We start from the raw sequence: 17117 nt of genomic DNA on the forward strand, positions 1-17117 counted from the left end.
ACTCAGGACCGCAATGAACACTCCGTTTGACGAAGAACCCCACCGACGCCCCGGCCTGTTCTCCCGGCTACGCGCGTCCTTTCTGACTGGTATCGTCGTCATTGCTCCGGTGTGGCTGACCATCTGGTTGATCTGGTCTGTAGTGGGTTGGATTGACAGCGCAGTCTTGCCGCTGATCCCGCAGCGGTTCCAGCCGTCCGAATATGTCGGCATCAACCTGCGCGGCGTCGGCGTAGTCATATTCTTGCTGTTCACGATCATCGTTGGCTGGATCGCCAAAGGTATCCTGGGTCGTTCATTGATTCATTTCGCCGAAAGCGTCGTCGACCGCATGCCCGTGGTCCGTTCAGTTTATTCTGGGATTAAACAAATCTCGGAAACTGTGTTCGCCCAGACCGAGCGGTCTTTCGAAAAAGCCTGCCTGATCCAGTATCCGCGCCGGGGCATCTGGGCAATCGGCTTCGTCTCGACAACAGCGCGCGGTGAAGTGAGCGATCGCGCCGAAACCGGGGGCGAGTTGCTAAGCGTGTTTGTCCCGACAACTCCAAACCCCACATCCGGGTTCCTGTTGTTTTTCCCCGCAGAGGATGTGATCCTGCTGGATATGTCCATCGAGGATGCAGCCAAGCTGGTGATCTCAGCAGGTCTGGTTTACCCGAATGACAAAGACCCAACCCAACCGCCTGAATAATCAACCAAACATTGCCGGCAAATCGACCGTGCTCCGCTGACCCAGATCGTCCTTATGCACGCTCAGAAACTGCTCCGCCGCATCGCGGCCGGACTGTTTCAACCGGTTCAGCACAACCGGGTTTGGCACGATCTTGGTGGCCGCTGAAAGGTCGTTCATCAAGGCGTCATCAGCGATCATATGCACCAGCACCCGGCTCATCTCACCAGCCTTCAGCTTGCCTTCGGCCAGAAGCCGTTGAACGAAATTGATCGCACGCAGCTCGCGAAACAACGATGAGTTAAAGCTGATCTCATTGATCCGGTTCTGAATCTGCTGCGGCGTTTTAGGCACCTCATCGCGTTCCAGCGGGTTGATGTTCACAATCACCACATCATCTGGCAAATCCCCACCGAACAACGGATAAAGCGCCGGGTTTCCGGTATAGCCGCCATCCCAATACGCTTCGGTCCGCTCGGATTTCGGGTCATAGATTTCAACCGCCTGAAACAGGTTCGGCAAGCAGGCCGAGGCCAGAATCGCATCGGTCGAAATCTCCTCGCCTGTGAACACGCGAATCTTGCCGCTGCGCACACAGGTGGCGCAGACAAACAGCGCGGGCCCTTCGTCTGCACAAATCTCATCAAAGTTGAACCGATCCACAACCGGGGTGAGCGGATTGCGATAAAACGGCCCATAGGCGTAAGGCGATACCAGCCGCGACCATGCTTCGGCCATCGAGAACGGAACGGAGTACTCCAACGCTTGTGCAACATGAGCAGGCTCAATGCCCCGCATCCAATGGGCGATTCGCATATCGCCGACGGCACCCATGCGTTTCCAAAGCCCATCCAGACACGCCCGCGCCCCGTCGCGCCCTGCATGCACCATCCCTGATTTGAACGCTGCCCCGTTCAGCGCGCCGGCCGAAGTCCCAGTGATCGCGGCAACCTCGATATCCTCTTCATCCAGCAATCGATCCAGTACACCCCAGGTAAACGCGCCATGCGCCCCACCGCCCTGCAATGCCAGATTGATCCGTTTCATGGTTCCGCCTCTTCATATGGCCAGAAATACCTCGGGGGTATGGGGGCAGAGCCCCCATGGTCCCTCACAATGCCGTCCATCCCCCATCCACGGATATCGTCGTTCCTGTGATCTGTGCCGCTGCATCCGAGCACAAGAAGATCGTAGTTCCGCCCAGCTGCTCGACCGTGGCAAACTCCTTCGACGGCTGCCGCTCCAGCAGGATGTTCTTCACCACATCCTCACGGCTCATATTGTACTCTTTCATCGTGTTGGGAATTTGCGCCTCAACCAATGGAGTCAGTACGTATCCCGGACAAATAGCATTGCAGGTAATCGGCTCCTGCGCAGTCTCCAGCGCCACGGTCTTGCTCATCCCGACGACACCATGCTTTGCCGCGATGTAAGCCGCCTTGTAGGGCGAGGCCGTCAGACCGTGAGCCGAGGCAATATTCACGATCCGCCCCCAGCCCGCCGCGCGCATCATCGGAAGCGCTGCCGCCATCGTATGAAAGACCGAATTCATGTTGATCGCGATGATCGCATCCCATTTGTCCGACGGAAACTGATCGATCGGGGCCACATGCTGAATGCCGGCGTTGTTCACCAGAATGTCACAAGCACCTGCCTGTTCGATCAGTGCACGGCATTCATCGCCCTTGGACATATCTGCCTTGATGTAGCGCGCGTTGGTTCCCGTCTCTTTGCCAATCTCGGTGGCCAGCGCATGATCTTCATCACGGTCGGTGAACGAATTCAGCACCACATCCGCCCCGGCCTTCGCCAGCTCACGCGCGATGCCCAGCCCAATCCCCGAATTCGACCCCGTGACGACGGCTGTTTTGCCCGACAGACTCATGGCACTCTCCTTATGAGTTTTTTGTTTCTCAAACACAGTGCCATGCTGCACCTGCAAAGAAAACGGGGAATGATCTGATCCGCGCACCCGCACGAGTTTTGCCAAAAAAAAAACGCCCGCACGAAGCGGGCGTTAAGTTATTGAGGCAGGTTTCATACAGGCAAGAAACCTATCGAGCAGTAGAACCTTTATAAGCAATTCCACGCCCTCGTCCAAGCTAAAAGTTTGATAATAAGAAAAATCATGGCTACGGTGAATCCCAAACAAAATAAGGCCAGAGCAGGATTGTTTCCAAAATGAGCCCCGATTATCTCCGCCCCCTTCATCCCGCGATTGTGGGAATCACCTGTATTTTCGCCGCCTCAATGGCGTCAGCAGAATCGGCCCATGGCATAGCTATGTATGGTGACCCGGCCCTACCACCGGATTTTGTGTCGCTACCCTACGCAAATCCTGACGCGCCCAAGGGCGGCAAGGTCGTATTTGGCAATACCGGCGGCTATAACAGTCTGAACCCGTTTGTGCAAAAAGGCACCGCGCCGTGGCAGTTGCGATTTTGGACGCATGAAAGCCTGATGGGCCGCTCCTGGGACGAACCTTTCACTCTTTACGGGTTGTTAGCCGAATCAGTTGAGACAGATTCGGACCGAACTTGGGTCGAATTCACGCTGCGCGAAAATGCTGAATTCTCGGATGGATCGCCGGTCACTGTCGATGACGTGATCTGGTCGTATGAGACACTGGGCACCGAAGGCCACCTGCGATATCGCGGGCTGTGGGGCAAGATTGATAGCATTGAACAGACTGGACCGCGCAGCGTTCGGATCACCTTTAACGAACCGGATCGCGAACTGGCCCTGATCGCCGGAATGCGCCCGATCCTGCAAAGAGCGCAGTGGGAGGGAAAGTCGTTCGCTGACGCTCAACTACACGATATACCCATCGGTTCCGGACCATACGTAATCGATGACTATGAGGCTGGCCGCTATGTGAACCTGCGTCGCAATCCTGACTATTGGGGTGCCGACATCCCCTACCGCAAGGGCACGATGAATCTGGATGACATGCGGATTGAGTTCTACGGAGACGGCACAGTCGCGTTTGAAGCGTTCAAAGCTGGCGAGCTTTCGGCCGTTCGTGAATTCAACGCGGATAAATGGAACACGCAGTACAACTTCCCAGCGGTTCAGCGCGGTGATGTTGTGAAGACGGAAATTCCCCATCAAAAGCCGTCAGGCATGACCGGCTTTGTCATGAACACACGCAAGGCCCCATTCGATGACTGGCGCGTACGCGAGGCACTAACGCTGGCCTTCAACTTCGAGTTCATCAACGACACCATTACAGGCGGGGCGCAGCCCAGGATCATCTCATATTTCTCGGGTTCGGAATTGGGGATGCAACCCGGACCGGCCACTGGTCGTGTCGAGGAATTGCTTCAACCTTATGCCGCCGAGTTGGCACCGGGCACGCTGGATGGATATGAATTGCCTCAAAGCGATGGAACCGAACGCAACCGCCGAAATATCCGCAAAGCGCTTAAACTGCTGGAAGAGGCCGGATGGATCATTCAGGACGGCCAGCTTCGCAACGCCAGCGGTGAGCCGTTTGTGATTGATCTGGTCATCAGCCAGGGCAGCCTGAACGTGGTCCAGGATGTCGGCGTGATCGCGGAAATCTACGCCCGCGCCCTCGAACGCCTGGGTATCCAGTTGACAGTCGAGAAAGTAGATGACGCGCAATATACTTCACGCATCGATGCGCAAGATTTTGACATGACCCCGTTCCGTCGTGCGCTGTCGCTCTCGCCAGGCAACGAACAACGCCTGTATTGGGGCAGCGAAAACGCCAACGCTCCCGGGACGCGGAATGTCATGGGTCTGACCTCGCCCGCCGTGGACGGGCTGATCGACGCGATGCTGGCCTCGGAAAGCCACGAGGATTTTGTTGCGGCAACGCGCGCGCTGGATCGTGTTCTGACAGCGGGTCGCTATGTTATTCCTATCTGGAGCTTTGATGTCGGCCGTATCGCCCATGTCAAAGAGCTGAAACAACCCGACACTCTGCCAATTTATGGCGATGGGCCAGAATATATGCCACAGGTCTGGTGGTTTCAGGATTGACGAGTCCTTTCTATTTCCATATTTCATGAATTATGGAAATAGAGATTCATGACAGGCTGAACGCACTCGCACATCCCAAGCGGCTGGATCTGTTCCGGCTGTTGATGCGTCGCTATCCAGATTCCGTAGCTGCGGGTCAGATTGCCGAGGCTTTAGCGCTGAAACCCAATACTGCGTCAACCTACCTGAATGCATTGAAATCCGCCGGGCTGATCCAGCAGTCGCGCAGCGGGACATCATTGCAATATGCCGCCAACTTACCAGCGGTGCGCGGGCTGTTTGATGAGTTGCTGGGCGGTTGCTGTCAAAATCGTCCTGATTTATGCATGCAACCCTCGGATGACCCCGTTATGGCGTCCCCTGGCCGCGTTATGAATGCGCTTTTCCTCTGCACCGGAAACTCGGCCCGTTCGATCATGGCGGAAGCCATCCTGAACAATGAAGGTAACGGCTTGTTTCGTGCTTATTCGGCAGGAACGGCACCATCGGACGGACCAAATTCAATCGTTTTGGAACTCTTGAAGCAAAAAGACTACGACACGACCTCACTCCGCTCAAAATCACTGGAAGAATTTGCCGCTGCTGATGCCCCAAAGATGGATTTTGTCTTTACCGTCTGCGACCACGCAGCGAACGAGGCCTGCCCCGCTTGGCCAGGACAACCGATAAGCGCGCATTGGGGTCTGCACGATCCGGTCAAAGTTGAAGGAACCGACGCGCAAAAGCAGCTGGCATTCCAGCAGGCCTACGGATTGCTGCGCAACCGTATCACCGCCTTTGCCAGCCTCCCGTTCGAAACGCTCGACCGCATCTCACTACAACACAAGGTGGATGACATCGGTCGAATGGCCGAGTAGTCCTCGATCAATCCAAGGATACCCCCATGAACATACTGGTTCTATGCACCGGCAACTCGGCTCGATCGATTCTGCTGGAGTCGCTCTTCAATCACACCGGCGAAGGGCGTGTACGCGCCTATTCAGCAGGCTCCAACCCGACCGGCAAGGTGCATCCGCAATCCTTGACGCTGCTTGGTGCCGAAGGCCATGACGTCCGCGATTCCCGCTCTAAAAGCTGGGATGAGTTTGCAGCAGAAAATGCTCCGGAAATGGACATAGTGATCACGGTTTGCGGCTCAGCCGCCGAAGAGACATGTCCCGTCTGGCCCGGCGCCCCTGTACGCGCGCATTGGGGTGTCGAGGACCCGGCTGCCGCGTCTCAGTCAGACTGGGAAACCGCCTTTAGGACCGCATATGACATTCTTGGGCGCCGCGCCGAAGCACTTCTGGAGCTGCCCATTGAAACCATGGACAGCGTTGAACTCTCGGCCCATCTCAAACGTATAGGAGCCCTGCTGTGAGCGCCCGCCAATACTTTGCCGAATTCCTCGGAACCGCCTTCCTGCTGATCGGCGTTGTCGGATCAGGCATCATGGCGCAAACCTTGTCCGACGGGAACATCGCGCTGGCGTTGCTGGCCAATGCAATTGCGACCGGCTGCATCCTTTACGCTATCATCACTACGCTCGGCCCTGTCTCGGGCGCTCACTTCAACCCTGCAGTGACATTGGCCTTTGCGCTGCGCGGTGAACATCCCTGGCGTGCGGTCACCCCTTACATGCTTGTTCAGATTGCCGGAGGTATCGCGGGGGTCTGGGCCAGCCATTACATGTTTGACCTGCCGATTCTGCAAACTTCGGAAACGATGCATCGTACCGGGGCACATCAGTGGTTTTCGGAGATTGTCGCCACTTTGGGTTTGCTCTTTGTGATTTTCGGCGGAATTCGGCACAAGCCGGACACGGTACCAGCCCTTGTGGGCCTCTATATTACCGGCGCCTACTGGTATACGTCTTCCACAAGTTTTGCTAATCCGGCCGTTACCATCGCAAGGGGCTTTACGGATACCTTTGCGGGGATATACCCTGCGCACATTCCGATGTTCATAATTATGCAGTTAATTGCTGTATTTATCGGACACAAAATACTGAACTGGTTATTCGAACAAGCAGAATAACGGACCGGCCGCCACTCACTTTACAGCAGGTCCGTGGGCCCGTTGCGGTATCTCCGCAGCGGGTTTTTTGCATCTTATCTCCCGACTCCGGCTGCGACATTTTGTCATGTCTGCAGCAACGCACGGCGCTCCGTAGGCTGTCTTGGGGGAGAGCAATCCTGAAACACCAACTAAGGAAGGCTCGCAGATGCTAAACTGGGCTGATCTGACGCAAGACTGGGACGCGTCATATGCGCGTGCAAAACGTAGGTTTCCGAACCTGCGGGATAGGGATATGGCGCGCGTTGGCGAAGATCGCAAACAGTTCGAAGCTTACCTGGCCGAGCGTCACCACCTGACCGTAAACGAGGCGCGCGAAGAGCTTGAGGATTTCCTGTTCACCGAAGCATTGAACCGCGAAGCGGCCCAAGCCCTAAGCAAGTGACGTCACCCACAGGATCGTCGCATCCTCATCACTGACCGAAATGACGTTATGCCCCATGCTGCCGTCGTAATAAGCGCTGTCGCCGCGGCGCATTTCGACCGGCTCATAGAACTCGGTAAACAATCGCACCACTCCGGTCAGGACATACAGAAATTCCTCACCATCGTGACGCACCCAGCCGTCAAATTCTTCCATCGAGCGTGCACGTACACGGGCGCGATAGGGCAGCATCTGCTTTTTGGTCAGCGTTTCTGCCAGCAACTCATGTTCGTAGGTGGTGGTCGCATGGGCCGCCCCCCCGCCCATCTTGGTCACTGCCATTCGACCGATCACCTGATCGCGTTGTGGCGGCGTAAAAAGCTGAGGCACCGAAATCTCCAATCCGGTCGCCAGCTTTTTCAAAGCATCATAGGTCGGAGACATCTGACCATTTTCGATCTTGCTGAGTGTCGACCGGGCCAGACCCGCCTGACTCGCCGCCTGTTCCAGCGTCCAGTTGCGGGCTTTACGCAGTTCGCGCACGCGCGCGCCCAGATCGACCGGCTCCAACTCGGTGTTGATACCATTGTCGCGGGCAATTCTGACGATAGATTTATGATCATTGGTGGCCATGGGTCTTTCTATAGGGCGAGCATGCCCTGCTTGCAACGCGCCTCGCACGGGGATAGCCAGTTCTCATGTTGTCGATCTTTGATCAGGGGCCGCCTACGCCCTGCCCGCGCCCATTCAATCTTGCCGCGCATGTGCTGCGCCATGCGCAAAGTTCAGCTGAGAAGACCGCACTTTCGGTGCTGGGATCGGATGGTGCAACAGTCTGGACCTATGGCGATCTGCATTCGGCGATAATGGGCACCGGTTCAGGATTGCTGCAGAGCGGCCTTCGCGCCCAAGACATTGTTCTCATGCGATTGGGCAATACCGTCGATTTTCCGATCGCCTATCTGGGCGCAATCGCCGTGGGGCTGGTCCCCGTGCCCACCTCATCACAACTGACCGAGCAAGAGACCGCAAAGATCGTCGACGATCTGAAACCCGCCGCCATTTTGCGAGATCCCCAGGTCGCCTGCGCGGCGCACCCGGATCAGATCATGCTGCCTGAACTGGCCCGGATGCGATCACTGCCGCCTGCAAGTTTTGCCATGGGTGATCCCGAGCGGCTTGCCTACGTGGTCTACACTTCGGGTACTTCGGGCAAACCCCGTGCGGTTGCGCATGCACACCGCGCCATCTGGGCTCGGCAGATGATGGTCGACGGCTGGTATGGCCTGAAATCCTCGGACCGGCTGTGCCATGCGGGGGCATTCAATTGGACCTACACGCTGGGCACCGGCTTGATGGACCCTTGGGCCATTGGTGCAACGGCTCTGATCCCTGAACCCGGGACAGACATACGCGATCTGCCTGCCCTGTTGAAACAACATCGTGCCACCATCTTTGCAGCCGCACCGGGGGTCTTTCGGAAGATGATGCAAAGTGACACGCAGCCCGGCCTTCCCGATCTGCGCCACGGCCTTTGCGCCGGGGAAAAGCTGTCGCGACACCTGCATGAAAAATGGGTGCAGTTCACCGGCACCGAGCTTTATGAGGCTTACGGCATGTCCGAATGCTCGACCTTCATCTCATCCAGCCCAAGCCACCCGGCACGCGGCACAGCGTTGGGGCAGCCGCAGCCCGGGCGTCGGATTGCCATCCTCGGGCCGGATGGCCCTGTGCCACAAGGTCAGGAAGGTACAATAGCCGTACATCGCGAAGATCCGGGCCTGATGCTGACCTATCTGAATGCCCCCGACGAGGCCGCTGCTCGGATGCAGGGGGATTGGTTCCTGACCGGTGATCAAGGCGCGATGGCGGTTGATGGGCAAATCACCTATCTGGGTCGAGATGACGACATGATGAATGCGGGCGGATATCGCGTTTCCCCGGTCGAAGTCGAGGCGGCCTTATCCACCCATCCCGAGATCACCCAGGTCGGGGCGGCTACGGTTGAGGTAAAACAGGACAGTTCGATCATCGTTGCCTTCTACACTGGCCCCGAAGAACTGGACGCGGCGGACCTGCACGCCTATGTGTCTGACAAGTTGGCGCGCTACAAACAGCCGCGTGCCTTTGTCCATCTGCCCGCCTTACCCACCGGAGGCAACGGCAAACTTCTGCGCCGCGCCCTGCCGGCCTATTTCAAGGCGACGTCCGAATGACACACACTGTAAAGCTCGACATCATGTCCGATCCGATTTGCCCCTGGTGCTATATCGGCAAGACCCATCTGGACAAGGCGCTGGCCGAAGTGCCAGACCACCCCTTTGTGATCGAGTGGCACCCCTTTCAGCTGAACCCCGATATGCCCGACGAGGGCATGGATCGGCGCGAATACCTTGAACGGAAGTTCGGCGGCAAGGACGGAGCAGTTCGCGCATACGCTCCCGTTGTCGAACATGCCGAAAACGCAGGTTTGAATATCGATTTCGAAGGCATGAAACGCACGCCCAACACGCTGGATGCCCACCGCCTGATCCACTGGGCGGGGATTGAGGGCAAGCAGGAATCCGTGGTCGATGCACTCTTTAATGCTTACTTCGTCGAGGCGCGTGATATTGGTGATCATGAGGTGTTGGCTGATGTCGCCGACAGCGTCGGCATGGACGCAGCGGTCGTACTGAAACTGCTGCAGTCAGACGCCGACCGCGAGGATATCCGTAACCGCGACAGCCATTCACGCGAAATGGGCGTAAATTCGGTTCCCACATATATCGTTGCAAACCAGCACGCTGTTCCGGGCGCGCAACCTCCTGAATTGTGGGCAAAAGTGATCGCTGAGATCATGTCTCAGATTGAGGCTTCCCCTGCAGAATAGCACATACCCCTGTGCATTTCTGATCTAGTCCAACCCGAAACGCCGTGATAGCGCATTCGGGAAGGAGTTCCCCATGGCCGACCGCATGTCCCGGGGCGAATTCATTGCGTTGATCGCGATGATGTTCGCCACGATAGCCTTTTCGATCGATTCAATGCTGCCAGCCCTGCCCGAGATCGGCGCAGAGCTCAGCCCCTACGATCTGAACAAAGCACAGTTGATCCTGACCTCTTTTGTGCTGGGCATGGGGATCGGCACATTCTTTACTGGGCCAATTTCCGATGCGGTCGGGCGCAAGCCGGTGATTTATGGTGGTGCCGCTCTCTATATACTGGCCTGCGCTGTTGCGTGGTCCAGCTCATCGCTTGAACTGGTGCTGGCTGCGCGCATCGCGCAGGGCCTCGGGGCGGCCGGGCCGCGCGTTGTGGCTATGGCGATCATTCGCGACTTGTTTTCAGGGCGCGAGATGGCGCGCATCATCTCGATTGCGATGATGATCTTTACTCTGGTCCCCGCCGTGGCACCGCTGCTAGGCGCAGGCGTTATTGCACTGGTCGGCTGGCGCGGCATCTTTGTGTCCTTCATCATATTCGCCACGATCATCGTGATCTGGATGGCCACGCGCCTGCCTGAATCTCTGGCGCCCGAAAACCGACGCCCCTTCCGCCTGCCCCTGATGATTGCGGCAGTGCATGAGATGTTCGCACACCCCACTGTGCGCCTCTCGATCCTGGTGCAGACCCTTTGCATGGGGTTGCTGTTCACCATGCTAACGATGGTTCAGCCGGTTTTTGACGTCATCCATGATCGGGCAGACAGCTTTCCCTTCTGGTTCGCCTTCGTGGCGCTGATCTCGGGTTCGGCCAGCCTTTTGAACGCCGCCGTGGTCGTACGCGTCGGCATGCGCCGTATGGTGACCTGGGCCTTGGGCGCGCAGATTCTGATCACAAGCGCCGTCATCATCCTGAACATGACACCGCTTTCACCGGGCGCATCCTTTGCTGTGTTCGTGGCATGGCAGACCTCGATCTTCTTTATGGCCGGTGTAACCATGGGCAACCTGAACGCCATTGCCATGGAACCTATGGGTCATATCGCGGGAATGGCTGCCTCGGTCATCGGCTCGATCGCCACAATTCTGGCGGCTGCCATCGCGGCCCCTATTGGGCTGTTATTTGACGGGTCGATCACACCGCTGACGACCGGCGTGCTGACGATGTGCATCCTTGGCTTCGGCCTGATGCTACATATGGGCCGGATTGAAAACAGACTGCCCGCCTGATCTGTGCAGAGCCGCTGAAACACGCTAACCTTCCCGCAAATCGTGGGGAGGGGGCGCCATGAGCGACTATTATGATCTGGGCACGTATTCCTGTGCCGTCACCACAGCATCTCCCGAAGCACAGCTTTGGTTCGATCGCGGATTGGTCTGGACGTATGGCTACAACCACGACGAAGCGGTCACGTGCTTTCAGAAAGCTGCCGAAATTGACCCGGATTGCGCCATGGCCCATTGGGGCGTCGCCTATGCAGCAGGCCCAAACTATAACCTGCCGTGGGAATTGCGGGACGATCAGGGCCAGGCCAAATCACTGGCCATCGCCTATGATGCAACACAGAAGGCGCTGTCGCTGCTCAACGGGTGCACAGCGGTTGAGCAAGCGTTGATCCGCGCCCTACCCTCCCGATACCCTCAGCGTGACCCCATCGAAAACATGCACCAGTGGGACTATGACTATGCGGATGCGATGCGCGCCGCATTTGCCGAACAGCCTGATGATCTGGACCTGCGCACGATCCATGTTGAGGCGCTGATGAACCTCACCCCGTGGCAGATGTGGGACCTGAAAACGGGTCAACCGGCCGAGGGTGCCGCGACCCTTGAAGCGCAAGACGCTTTGGAGAGCGCTATGGTCAATGACCCGGCGTCGATGTCTCATCCCGGTCTACTTCACCTATATGTGCACCTGATGGAGATGTCGCCGACGCCAGAAAAGGCGCTGCAGGCCGGAGACATCCTGCGCACACTTGTGCCCGATGCCGGGCATCTGGTGCATATGCCAACCCATATCGATGTGCTGTGCGGCCATTACCACAATGTTGCCTACTGGAACGAAAAGGCTACCGAGGCCGATCTGAAATATTATGAGCGTGAAGGCGCGTTCAACATTTATACCGGCTATCGTCAGCACAACTATCACTTCACCATCTATGGCGCTCTGTTTCTCGGTCAGATGGAACCAGCCCTGCGTGCCAATCAGGGCCTGTGGGATACCACCCCCGAAGATATGCTTCGGATCGAAAGCCCGCCGATGGCGGATTACTTTGAAAGCTACATGTCCATGGGCCCGCATATACTGATCCGCTTTGGCCGCTGGGAAGAGGCCAAGGCACTGAATTTGCCAGACGACCCTGACCTCTATCGCACTTTGACAGCAACAACACATTATGCTCGCGCCATCGCCCATGCAGCCACTGATGAGGTGGCGCAGGCCGAGGCCGAAGAGCAGTTGTTCCTTGCCGCAAAAACCTGCGTGCCCGAGACGCGCCGCCTGCACAACAATCGGGTCATCGACCTTCTGGAGATCGCAGCGGAAATGCTGCGCGGAGAAATCGAGTATCGCAAAGGCAACTACGAGATTGCCTATGCACATCTACGCCGCTCGGTCGAGTTGGATGACACGCTGCCCTATGACGAGCCATGGGGTTGGATGCAACCAACACGCCATGCGCTTGGTGCGTTGTTGTTCGAACAAGGGCATGTGAACGAGGCCGAGGCAGTCTATCGTGAAGATCTAGGCTTGGGTGGCATGCTCAGCCGCGCCTCGATCCACCCTGACAATGTCTGGAGTTTGAAGGGTTTGCATGATTGCCTGAAAGCACGCGGCGAGACAGTAGAAATCCGCCAAATCAAGCAACGCCTTGATCTTGCCTTGGCGCGCGCGGACCGCACCGTCGGCGCGTCGTGCTTCTGTGCCCAAGCCGCCATGAGGGCTGCGGAATGAAGCTATTCCTTTTGGTGGCAGGCCTGCTGCTTGCCAGTCCAGCGCTGGCACAGCGCCAGACCTTTCCACCTATCGACGAGGCAGGTCAAAATCCATCACTGGTCGCATTCCGAGCTGACTTGCTGGCGAAAATCGAGGCACGCGATACCAATGCAGTTGTCGCCGCCGCTTGTCCCGACATCTATCTCAGTCACGGCACAGCAGGTGGACCGGAAGAGTTTCGCACCAACTTGACTGTGCCTCCGGAAACGCTTGGTGAAGAGTTTAAGGACGAGGCTGCGGAGCTACGTGATTTTTACTGGTCGCAATTGCAGCAAACGGTTTCCCAACCGGGATATTTTGACGATCAGGGTGAATTCTGGATGCCGCACTATTGGCGGATCATTCTTCCCGCTACAGTAGACCCTTTCACCGCCTTCTATGTTTCGGGCGAAAGCATCACACTGCGTCAGGCACCGTCTCGTGGCGCGCCCATCCTTGCGCTGATCAGTCATGAAATCGTGATCGTCCCTGACTATCAACCTGATGAGGAGTACCAGAAAATCAGACTGACCGATGGGACATCGGGCTACTTACTCAGCGATTTTCTGGCATCAATGGTCGGTTACCGCGCTGCGCTTGTAAGATCCGAAGCGGGTGACTGGCAGCTCTGCACTTTTGTGACAGGGGACTAGGCTTTCGCCTTTTTCTTCACAGCCACGACCTTTTCGGCCAGATCACGGGCGATGGCAAACGCACCTTTGATCTTGTCGCTGTCCTTCTTCCAGTCGCGCCGCACAACGATCTTGTTGTCCTTGACCTTGGCCAGCCCGCGTTGGTTCTGGATGAACTCGACCAACCCCTCGGGTGAGGCGAACTTGTCATTGTGGAACTGTATCGTTGCGCCCTTTGGCCCGCCGTCCAGCTTGGCGATCCCGGCGCGTTTGCACATCGCCTTGATGCGCACGACAAGCATCAGGGTATTCACCTCTTTCGGCAGGCTGCCGAAGCGGTCGATCAACTCGGCAGCGAATCCTTCCAGTTCCACTTTCGTCGACAGTGACGACAGGCGGCGGTAGAGGCCCAGACGCACGTCCAGATCAGGCACATAATCCTCGGGGATCAGAACCGGGACACCCAGATTGATCTGTGGCGCCCATTGGTCATCGGCATCCGATAGCCCCTCCATCTCGCCGGCTTTGATCTTGGCAATCGCCTCTTCCAGCATCGATTGGTAGAGTTCGTAGCCCACATCACGCATCTGGCCGGACTGTTCCTCACCCAGCAGGTTGCCCGCACCACGAATGTCGAGATCTTGCGATGCCAGTGTGAACCCGGCCCCGAGCGTATCCAGCGAGCCCAGAACCCGCAGCCGTTTCTCAGCCGTCGCCGTCAGGCGCTGGCGCGGTTTGGTGGTCAGATAGGCATAGGCGCGGGTTTTTGAGCGCCCCACCCGCCCCCGGATCTGATAGAGCTGCGCTAGGCCAAACATATCCGCCCGATGCACGACCATCGTGTTGGCAGTCGGGATATCCAGCCCGCTTTCTACGATCGTCGTGGCCAGCAGAACGTCGTATTTACCGTCGTAGAACGCGTTCATCCGGTCATCAAGCTCACCCGCAGCCATCTGTCCGTGTGCGACCACGTAGGATAATTCAGGCAACTGCTCATTCAGGAATTCCTCGATCTCAGGCAGGTCAGAGATGCGCGGCACCACATAGAAGCTCTGCCCGCCACGATAATGCTCGCGCAGCAGCGCCTCACGGATTGTTACCGCGTCGAATTCGCTAACATAGGTGCGGATCGCAAGCCGGTCGATGGGGGGCGTGCCTATGATCGACAGATCACGCACGCCTGTTAGGGACAGTTGCAGAGTTCGTGGGATCGGTGTCGCTGTCAGGGTCAGGACGTGCACGTCCGAGCGCAGCTGTTTCAGCCGTTCCTTGTGGCCCACGCCGAAATGCTGTTCCTCGTCGATGATCAGCAGACCCAGATTATTGAACCGTATCCCTTTGGCCAACAGCGCATGGGTGCCGATCACGATATCCACCGTGCCTCGCGCCAACCCATCGCGGGTTTGCTGCGCCTCTTTGGCCGAGACAAAGCGCGACAGTTGTCGGACTTCAAGTGGGAAACCCCGGAAGCGATCCTTGAAGGACGCCGCGTGTTGCCGCGCGAGCAACGTGGTCGGTGCCACAATGGCAACCTGTACGCCCGACATCGCGGCGACAAAGGCTGCGCGCATGGCGACCTCGGTCTTGCCAAAGCCTACATCGCCACAGATCAGACGATCCATCGGCGCACCGGAATGCATATCCTCCATCACCTCAGAGATGGCACGCAACTGATCGTCGGTCTCCTGATATGGGAAACGCGCGCTGAACTCTTCCCACGCATGGGGTGGTGGGTCCATGACCGGAGCCTTGCGCAAGGCACGCTCAGCGGCGATGCGGATCAATTTATCCGCCATCTCGCGGATGCGCTCTTTCAGCTTGGCCTTCTTGGCCTGCCATGCGCCGCCACCCAGACGGTCCAACAGCCCCTCGTCATGGCCATATTTCGACAGCAGCTCGATGTTTTCGACCGGCAGGTAGAGTTTGGACTGTTCGGCATATTCCAGCAGCAGGCATTCATGGGCGGCGCCAGCAGCCGTAACGACCTCCATCCCCTGATACCGCCCGATCCCGTGGTCAACATGCACCACCAGATCACCGGGGCTAAGCGACTGCGTTTCAGTCAGGAAGTTCTCGGCCTTGCGGCGTTTTTTGGGTTGGCGGATCAGACGGTCGCCCAGAACGTCCTGTTCCGAGATCACGGTCAGATTGGGCGCTTCAAACCCGTGTTCCAATGCCCAAACCGCAAGATGCAGGCCGCGCTTTCCAACCCGGGTTCCGTCGGTCACCGGGATCGCCTCGGCCAGGCCTTCATCTTCGATCAAGCCGGTCAGTCGTTCACGAGCGCCTTCGGAGTAAGAGGCAATGAGGACCGGCCCCGTGTCCATCTTTTCGGTGATATGCGCCGCCAGAGCGCCAAACAGGCTGATGCTTTCCTGCTGACGTTCGGGTGCAAAGTTGCGCCCGATCCGTCCGCCCGCATCGATCACGCCCGGACCACTCGCCTGCGGCAGCGGGCTGAACTGCAAAACGCGACGATCGCCCACTGCATCTTCCCATGCAGCATCGTCCATATAGAGCAGACCGGGAGGCGTCGGTTTATAAACCGTATCCATGCGCGAGCGGTTTTCCAAAGCGAGCTTTCGCGTCTCAAACTGATCCGCAATCGTATCCCAGCGCGCCAGCCGAGCAGGCGTGACCTGATCGTCAAGCGAGATTGAGGCCCCCGGAAGATAGTCGAACAGGGTTTCCAGTTTTTCATGGAAAAACGGCAACCAATGCTCGATCCCCTGATGCTTGCGACCTGCGCTGACAGCTTCGTATAAGGGATCATCCGTACCCGCCGCGCCGAATTCGATGCGATAGTTCTGACGGAATCGGGTGATGGCGGCTTCATCCAGTATAACCTCGGACACCGGGGCAAGCTCGACCACCTCAAGTTTTTCAGTCGTTCGCTGCGAGACAGGATCAAACCGGCGTGCACCATCCAGAACATCCCCGAACAAGTCCAGCCGCACGGGACCGCTCTCACCGGGTGGGAAGATGTCGATGATACCGCCTCGGATAGCGTAGTCTCCGGGCTCCATCACCGTGGGGCTTTGGGTAAAGCCCATGCGCACCAGAAAGTTGCGTAGGGCATCTTCGTCGATGCGCTGATCTACGCGAGCGGTGACTGCGGCCTCTCGCAACACTGCACGCGCGGGTACCCGTTGGGTCGCGGCATTGAGCGTGGTCAGCAGCACGAACCGCTGCGGCATCTGATGCACCAAAGCAGCCAGTGTTGCCACGCGGGCAGCAGAAATGTCGGCATTGGGCGACACCCGATCATAGGGCAAGCAGTCCCATCCGGGGAATACAAATACGGGCATGTCCGGCGCAAAGAATGCCAACGCTGCCCGCATCGCCTCCATCCGTTTGTCATCGCGGGCGATATGGCAGACTGGACCGCCCGAGCGCGCGATCTCATTCAGCACAAGCTGTGCATCAAACCCCTCGGGGCCGCCGCCGACTGTTACGTGGTTCGGAGCCGTCATTACCTTGCCTTTCAGGG

Annotated in this window: 15 protein-coding genes; 11 read left to right on the top strand and 4 right to left on the bottom strand. The window is 57.7% G+C overall.

From position 1 onward, the window contains the following. The first annotated feature begins 13 nt into the window (after positions 1-13). On the top strand, positions 14-691 hold the full coding sequence (locus ACR0KC_RS03270) for a DUF502 domain-containing protein (RefSeq protein WP_170396909.1): 678 nt from the start codon (positions 14-16) through the stop codon (positions 689-691). Here ACR0KC_RS03270 and ACR0KC_RS03275 read toward each other — a convergent pair whose 3' ends face one another. Both ACR0KC_RS03275 and ACR0KC_RS03280 read right to left on the bottom strand, forming a co-directional pair. After that, positions 692-1717 (bottom strand): patatin-like phospholipase family protein, encoded by a 1026-nt coding sequence (locus ACR0KC_RS03275; RefSeq protein ID WP_480585181.1) that lies wholly within the window; start codon positions 1715-1717, stop codon positions 692-694. A 64-nt stretch (positions 1718-1781) separates the two neighbouring features. After that, on the bottom strand, positions 1782-2555 hold the full coding sequence (locus ACR0KC_RS03280; protein ID WP_170421879.1) for a 3-hydroxybutyrate dehydrogenase: 774 nt from the start codon (positions 2553-2555) through the stop codon (positions 1782-1784). A gap of 296 nt (positions 2556-2851) precedes the next feature. Here ACR0KC_RS03280 and ACR0KC_RS03285 point away from each other — a divergent pair, with 296 nt between their 5' ends. The 5 genes from ACR0KC_RS03285 to ACR0KC_RS03305 all read left to right on the top strand — a co-directional run bounded on the left by ACR0KC_RS03285 (position 2852) and on the right by ACR0KC_RS03305 (position 7118). Further along, a complete protein-coding gene (locus ACR0KC_RS03285) occupies positions 2852-4678 on the top strand; it encodes an extracellular solute-binding protein (protein WP_480771476.1) in 1827 nt (608 codons plus the stop codon). A gap of 32 nt (positions 4679-4710) precedes the next feature. Then, positions 4711-5535, top strand: coding sequence for an arsenate reductase/protein-tyrosine-phosphatase family protein (locus tag ACR0KC_RS03290; protein WP_170595469.1), 825 nt, complete (start codon positions 4711-4713; stop codon positions 5533-5535). A gap of 26 nt (positions 5536-5561) precedes the next feature. Beyond that, positions 5562-6038 (top strand): arsenate reductase ArsC, encoded by a 477-nt coding sequence (locus ACR0KC_RS03295; RefSeq protein ID WP_170421889.1) that lies wholly within the window; start codon positions 5562-5564, stop codon positions 6036-6038. Then, the gene (locus ACR0KC_RS03300) at positions 6035-6694 is read left to right on the top strand and encodes an MIP/aquaporin family protein (protein WP_170421892.1); all 660 of its coding nucleotides are present in this window, start codon (positions 6035-6037) and stop codon (positions 6692-6694) included. The genes ACR0KC_RS03295 and ACR0KC_RS03300 overlap by 4 nt, the downstream gene beginning before the upstream one ends. A 187-nt stretch (positions 6695-6881) precedes the next feature. Beyond that, complete coding sequence (locus ACR0KC_RS03305; RefSeq protein ID WP_170396893.1) at positions 6882-7118, top strand: hypothetical protein; 237 nt, start codon at positions 6882-6884, stop codon at positions 7116-7118. Here ACR0KC_RS03305 and ACR0KC_RS03310 read toward each other — a convergent pair. Continuing rightward, entirely contained in the window at positions 7107-7730 is a 624-nt protein-coding gene (locus ACR0KC_RS03310; protein ID WP_170646197.1) for a helix-turn-helix domain-containing protein, read from the bottom strand. The two genes, ACR0KC_RS03305 and ACR0KC_RS03310, sit on opposite strands and share 12 nt — an antisense overlap. A gap of 65 nt (positions 7731-7795) precedes the next feature. On the opposite strand from ACR0KC_RS03310, the gene ACR0KC_RS03315 reads away from it, so the two are divergent. The 5 genes from ACR0KC_RS03315 to ACR0KC_RS03335 all read left to right on the top strand — a co-directional run bounded on the left by ACR0KC_RS03315 (position 7796) and on the right by ACR0KC_RS03335 (position 13648). Continuing rightward, positions 7796-9313: a class I adenylate-forming enzyme family protein gene (locus ACR0KC_RS03315; protein ID WP_480771477.1), complete on the top strand. Its 1518-nt coding sequence runs from the start codon at positions 7796-7798 to the stop codon at positions 9311-9313. Beyond that, positions 9310-9969 (top strand): DsbA family oxidoreductase, encoded by a 660-nt coding sequence (locus ACR0KC_RS03320; RefSeq protein ID WP_170406071.1) that lies wholly within the window; start codon positions 9310-9312, stop codon positions 9967-9969. Before ACR0KC_RS03315 ends, ACR0KC_RS03320 begins: the two co-directional genes overlap by 4 nt. 73 nt (positions 9970-10042) lie before the next feature. Then, on the top strand, positions 10043-11251 hold the full coding sequence (locus ACR0KC_RS03325) for a multidrug effflux MFS transporter (protein ID WP_170406074.1): 1209 nt from the start codon (positions 10043-10045) through the stop codon (positions 11249-11251). A gap of 58 nt (positions 11252-11309) precedes the next feature. Next, positions 11310-12974, top strand: coding sequence for a hypothetical protein (locus ACR0KC_RS03330; RefSeq protein ID WP_480704960.1), 1665 nt, complete (start codon positions 11310-11312; stop codon positions 12972-12974). Next, on the top strand, positions 12971-13648 hold the full coding sequence (locus ACR0KC_RS03335) for an SH3 domain-containing protein (protein ID WP_480704962.1): 678 nt from the start codon (positions 12971-12973) through the stop codon (positions 13646-13648). Before ACR0KC_RS03330 ends, ACR0KC_RS03335 begins: the two co-directional genes overlap by 4 nt. Here the strand turns inward: ACR0KC_RS03335 and mfd are convergent. Further along, positions 13645-17100: a transcription-repair coupling factor gene (gene mfd, locus ACR0KC_RS03340; protein ID WP_480771478.1), complete on the bottom strand. Its 3456-nt coding sequence runs from the start codon at positions 17098-17100 to the stop codon at positions 13645-13647. The genes ACR0KC_RS03335 and mfd overlap by 4 nt on opposite strands. Positions 17101-17117 lie beyond the last annotated feature (17 nt).

The sequence above is a fragment of the Ruegeria sp. CF3 genome, from assembly GCF_056537365.1.

What these genes read in the sequence shown, in the direction of transcription:
- ACR0KC_RS03315 (WP_480771477.1), top strand. Translation starts at nt 7,796, where the DNA reads ATGTTGTCGATCTTTGATCAGGGGCCGCCTACGCCCTGCCCGCGCCCA.
- ACR0KC_RS03285 (WP_480771476.1), top strand. Translation starts at nt 2,852, where the DNA reads ATGAGCCCCGATTATCTCCGCCCCCTTCATCCCGCGATTGTGGGAATC.
- ACR0KC_RS03325 (WP_170406074.1), top strand. Translation starts at nt 10,043, where the DNA reads ATGGCCGACCGCATGTCCCGGGGCGAATTCATTGCGTTGATCGCGATG.
- ACR0KC_RS03290 (WP_170595469.1), top strand. Translation starts at nt 4,711, where the DNA reads ATGGAAATAGAGATTCATGACAGGCTGAACGCACTCGCACATCCCAAG.
- mfd (WP_480771478.1), bottom strand. Translation starts at nt 17,100, where the DNA reads ATGACGGCTCCGAACCACGTAACAGTCGGCGGCGGCCCCGAGGGGTTT.
- ACR0KC_RS03330 (WP_480704960.1), top strand. Translation starts at nt 11,310, where the DNA reads ATGAGCGACTATTATGATCTGGGCACGTATTCCTGTGCCGTCACCACA.
- ACR0KC_RS03280 (WP_170421879.1), bottom strand. Translation starts at nt 2,555, where the DNA reads ATGAGTCTGTCGGGCAAAACAGCCGTCGTCACGGGGTCGAATTCGGGG.
- ACR0KC_RS03320 (WP_170406071.1), top strand. Translation starts at nt 9,310, where the DNA reads ATGACACACACTGTAAAGCTCGACATCATGTCCGATCCGATTTGCCCC.
- ACR0KC_RS03270 (WP_170396909.1), top strand. Translation starts at nt 14, where the DNA reads ATGAACACTCCGTTTGACGAAGAACCCCACCGACGCCCCGGCCTGTTC.
- ACR0KC_RS03305 (WP_170396893.1), top strand. Translation starts at nt 6,882, where the DNA reads ATGCTAAACTGGGCTGATCTGACGCAAGACTGGGACGCGTCATATGCG.
- ACR0KC_RS03310 (WP_170646197.1), bottom strand. Translation starts at nt 7,730, where the DNA reads ATGGCCACCAATGATCATAAATCTATCGTCAGAATTGCCCGCGACAAT.
- ACR0KC_RS03275 (WP_480585181.1), bottom strand. Translation starts at nt 1,717, where the DNA reads ATGAAACGGATCAATCTGGCATTGCAGGGCGGTGGGGCGCATGGCGCG.
- ACR0KC_RS03295 (WP_170421889.1), top strand. Translation starts at nt 5,562, where the DNA reads ATGAACATACTGGTTCTATGCACCGGCAACTCGGCTCGATCGATTCTG.
- ACR0KC_RS03335 (WP_480704962.1), top strand. Translation starts at nt 12,971, where the DNA reads ATGAAGCTATTCCTTTTGGTGGCAGGCCTGCTGCTTGCCAGTCCAGCG.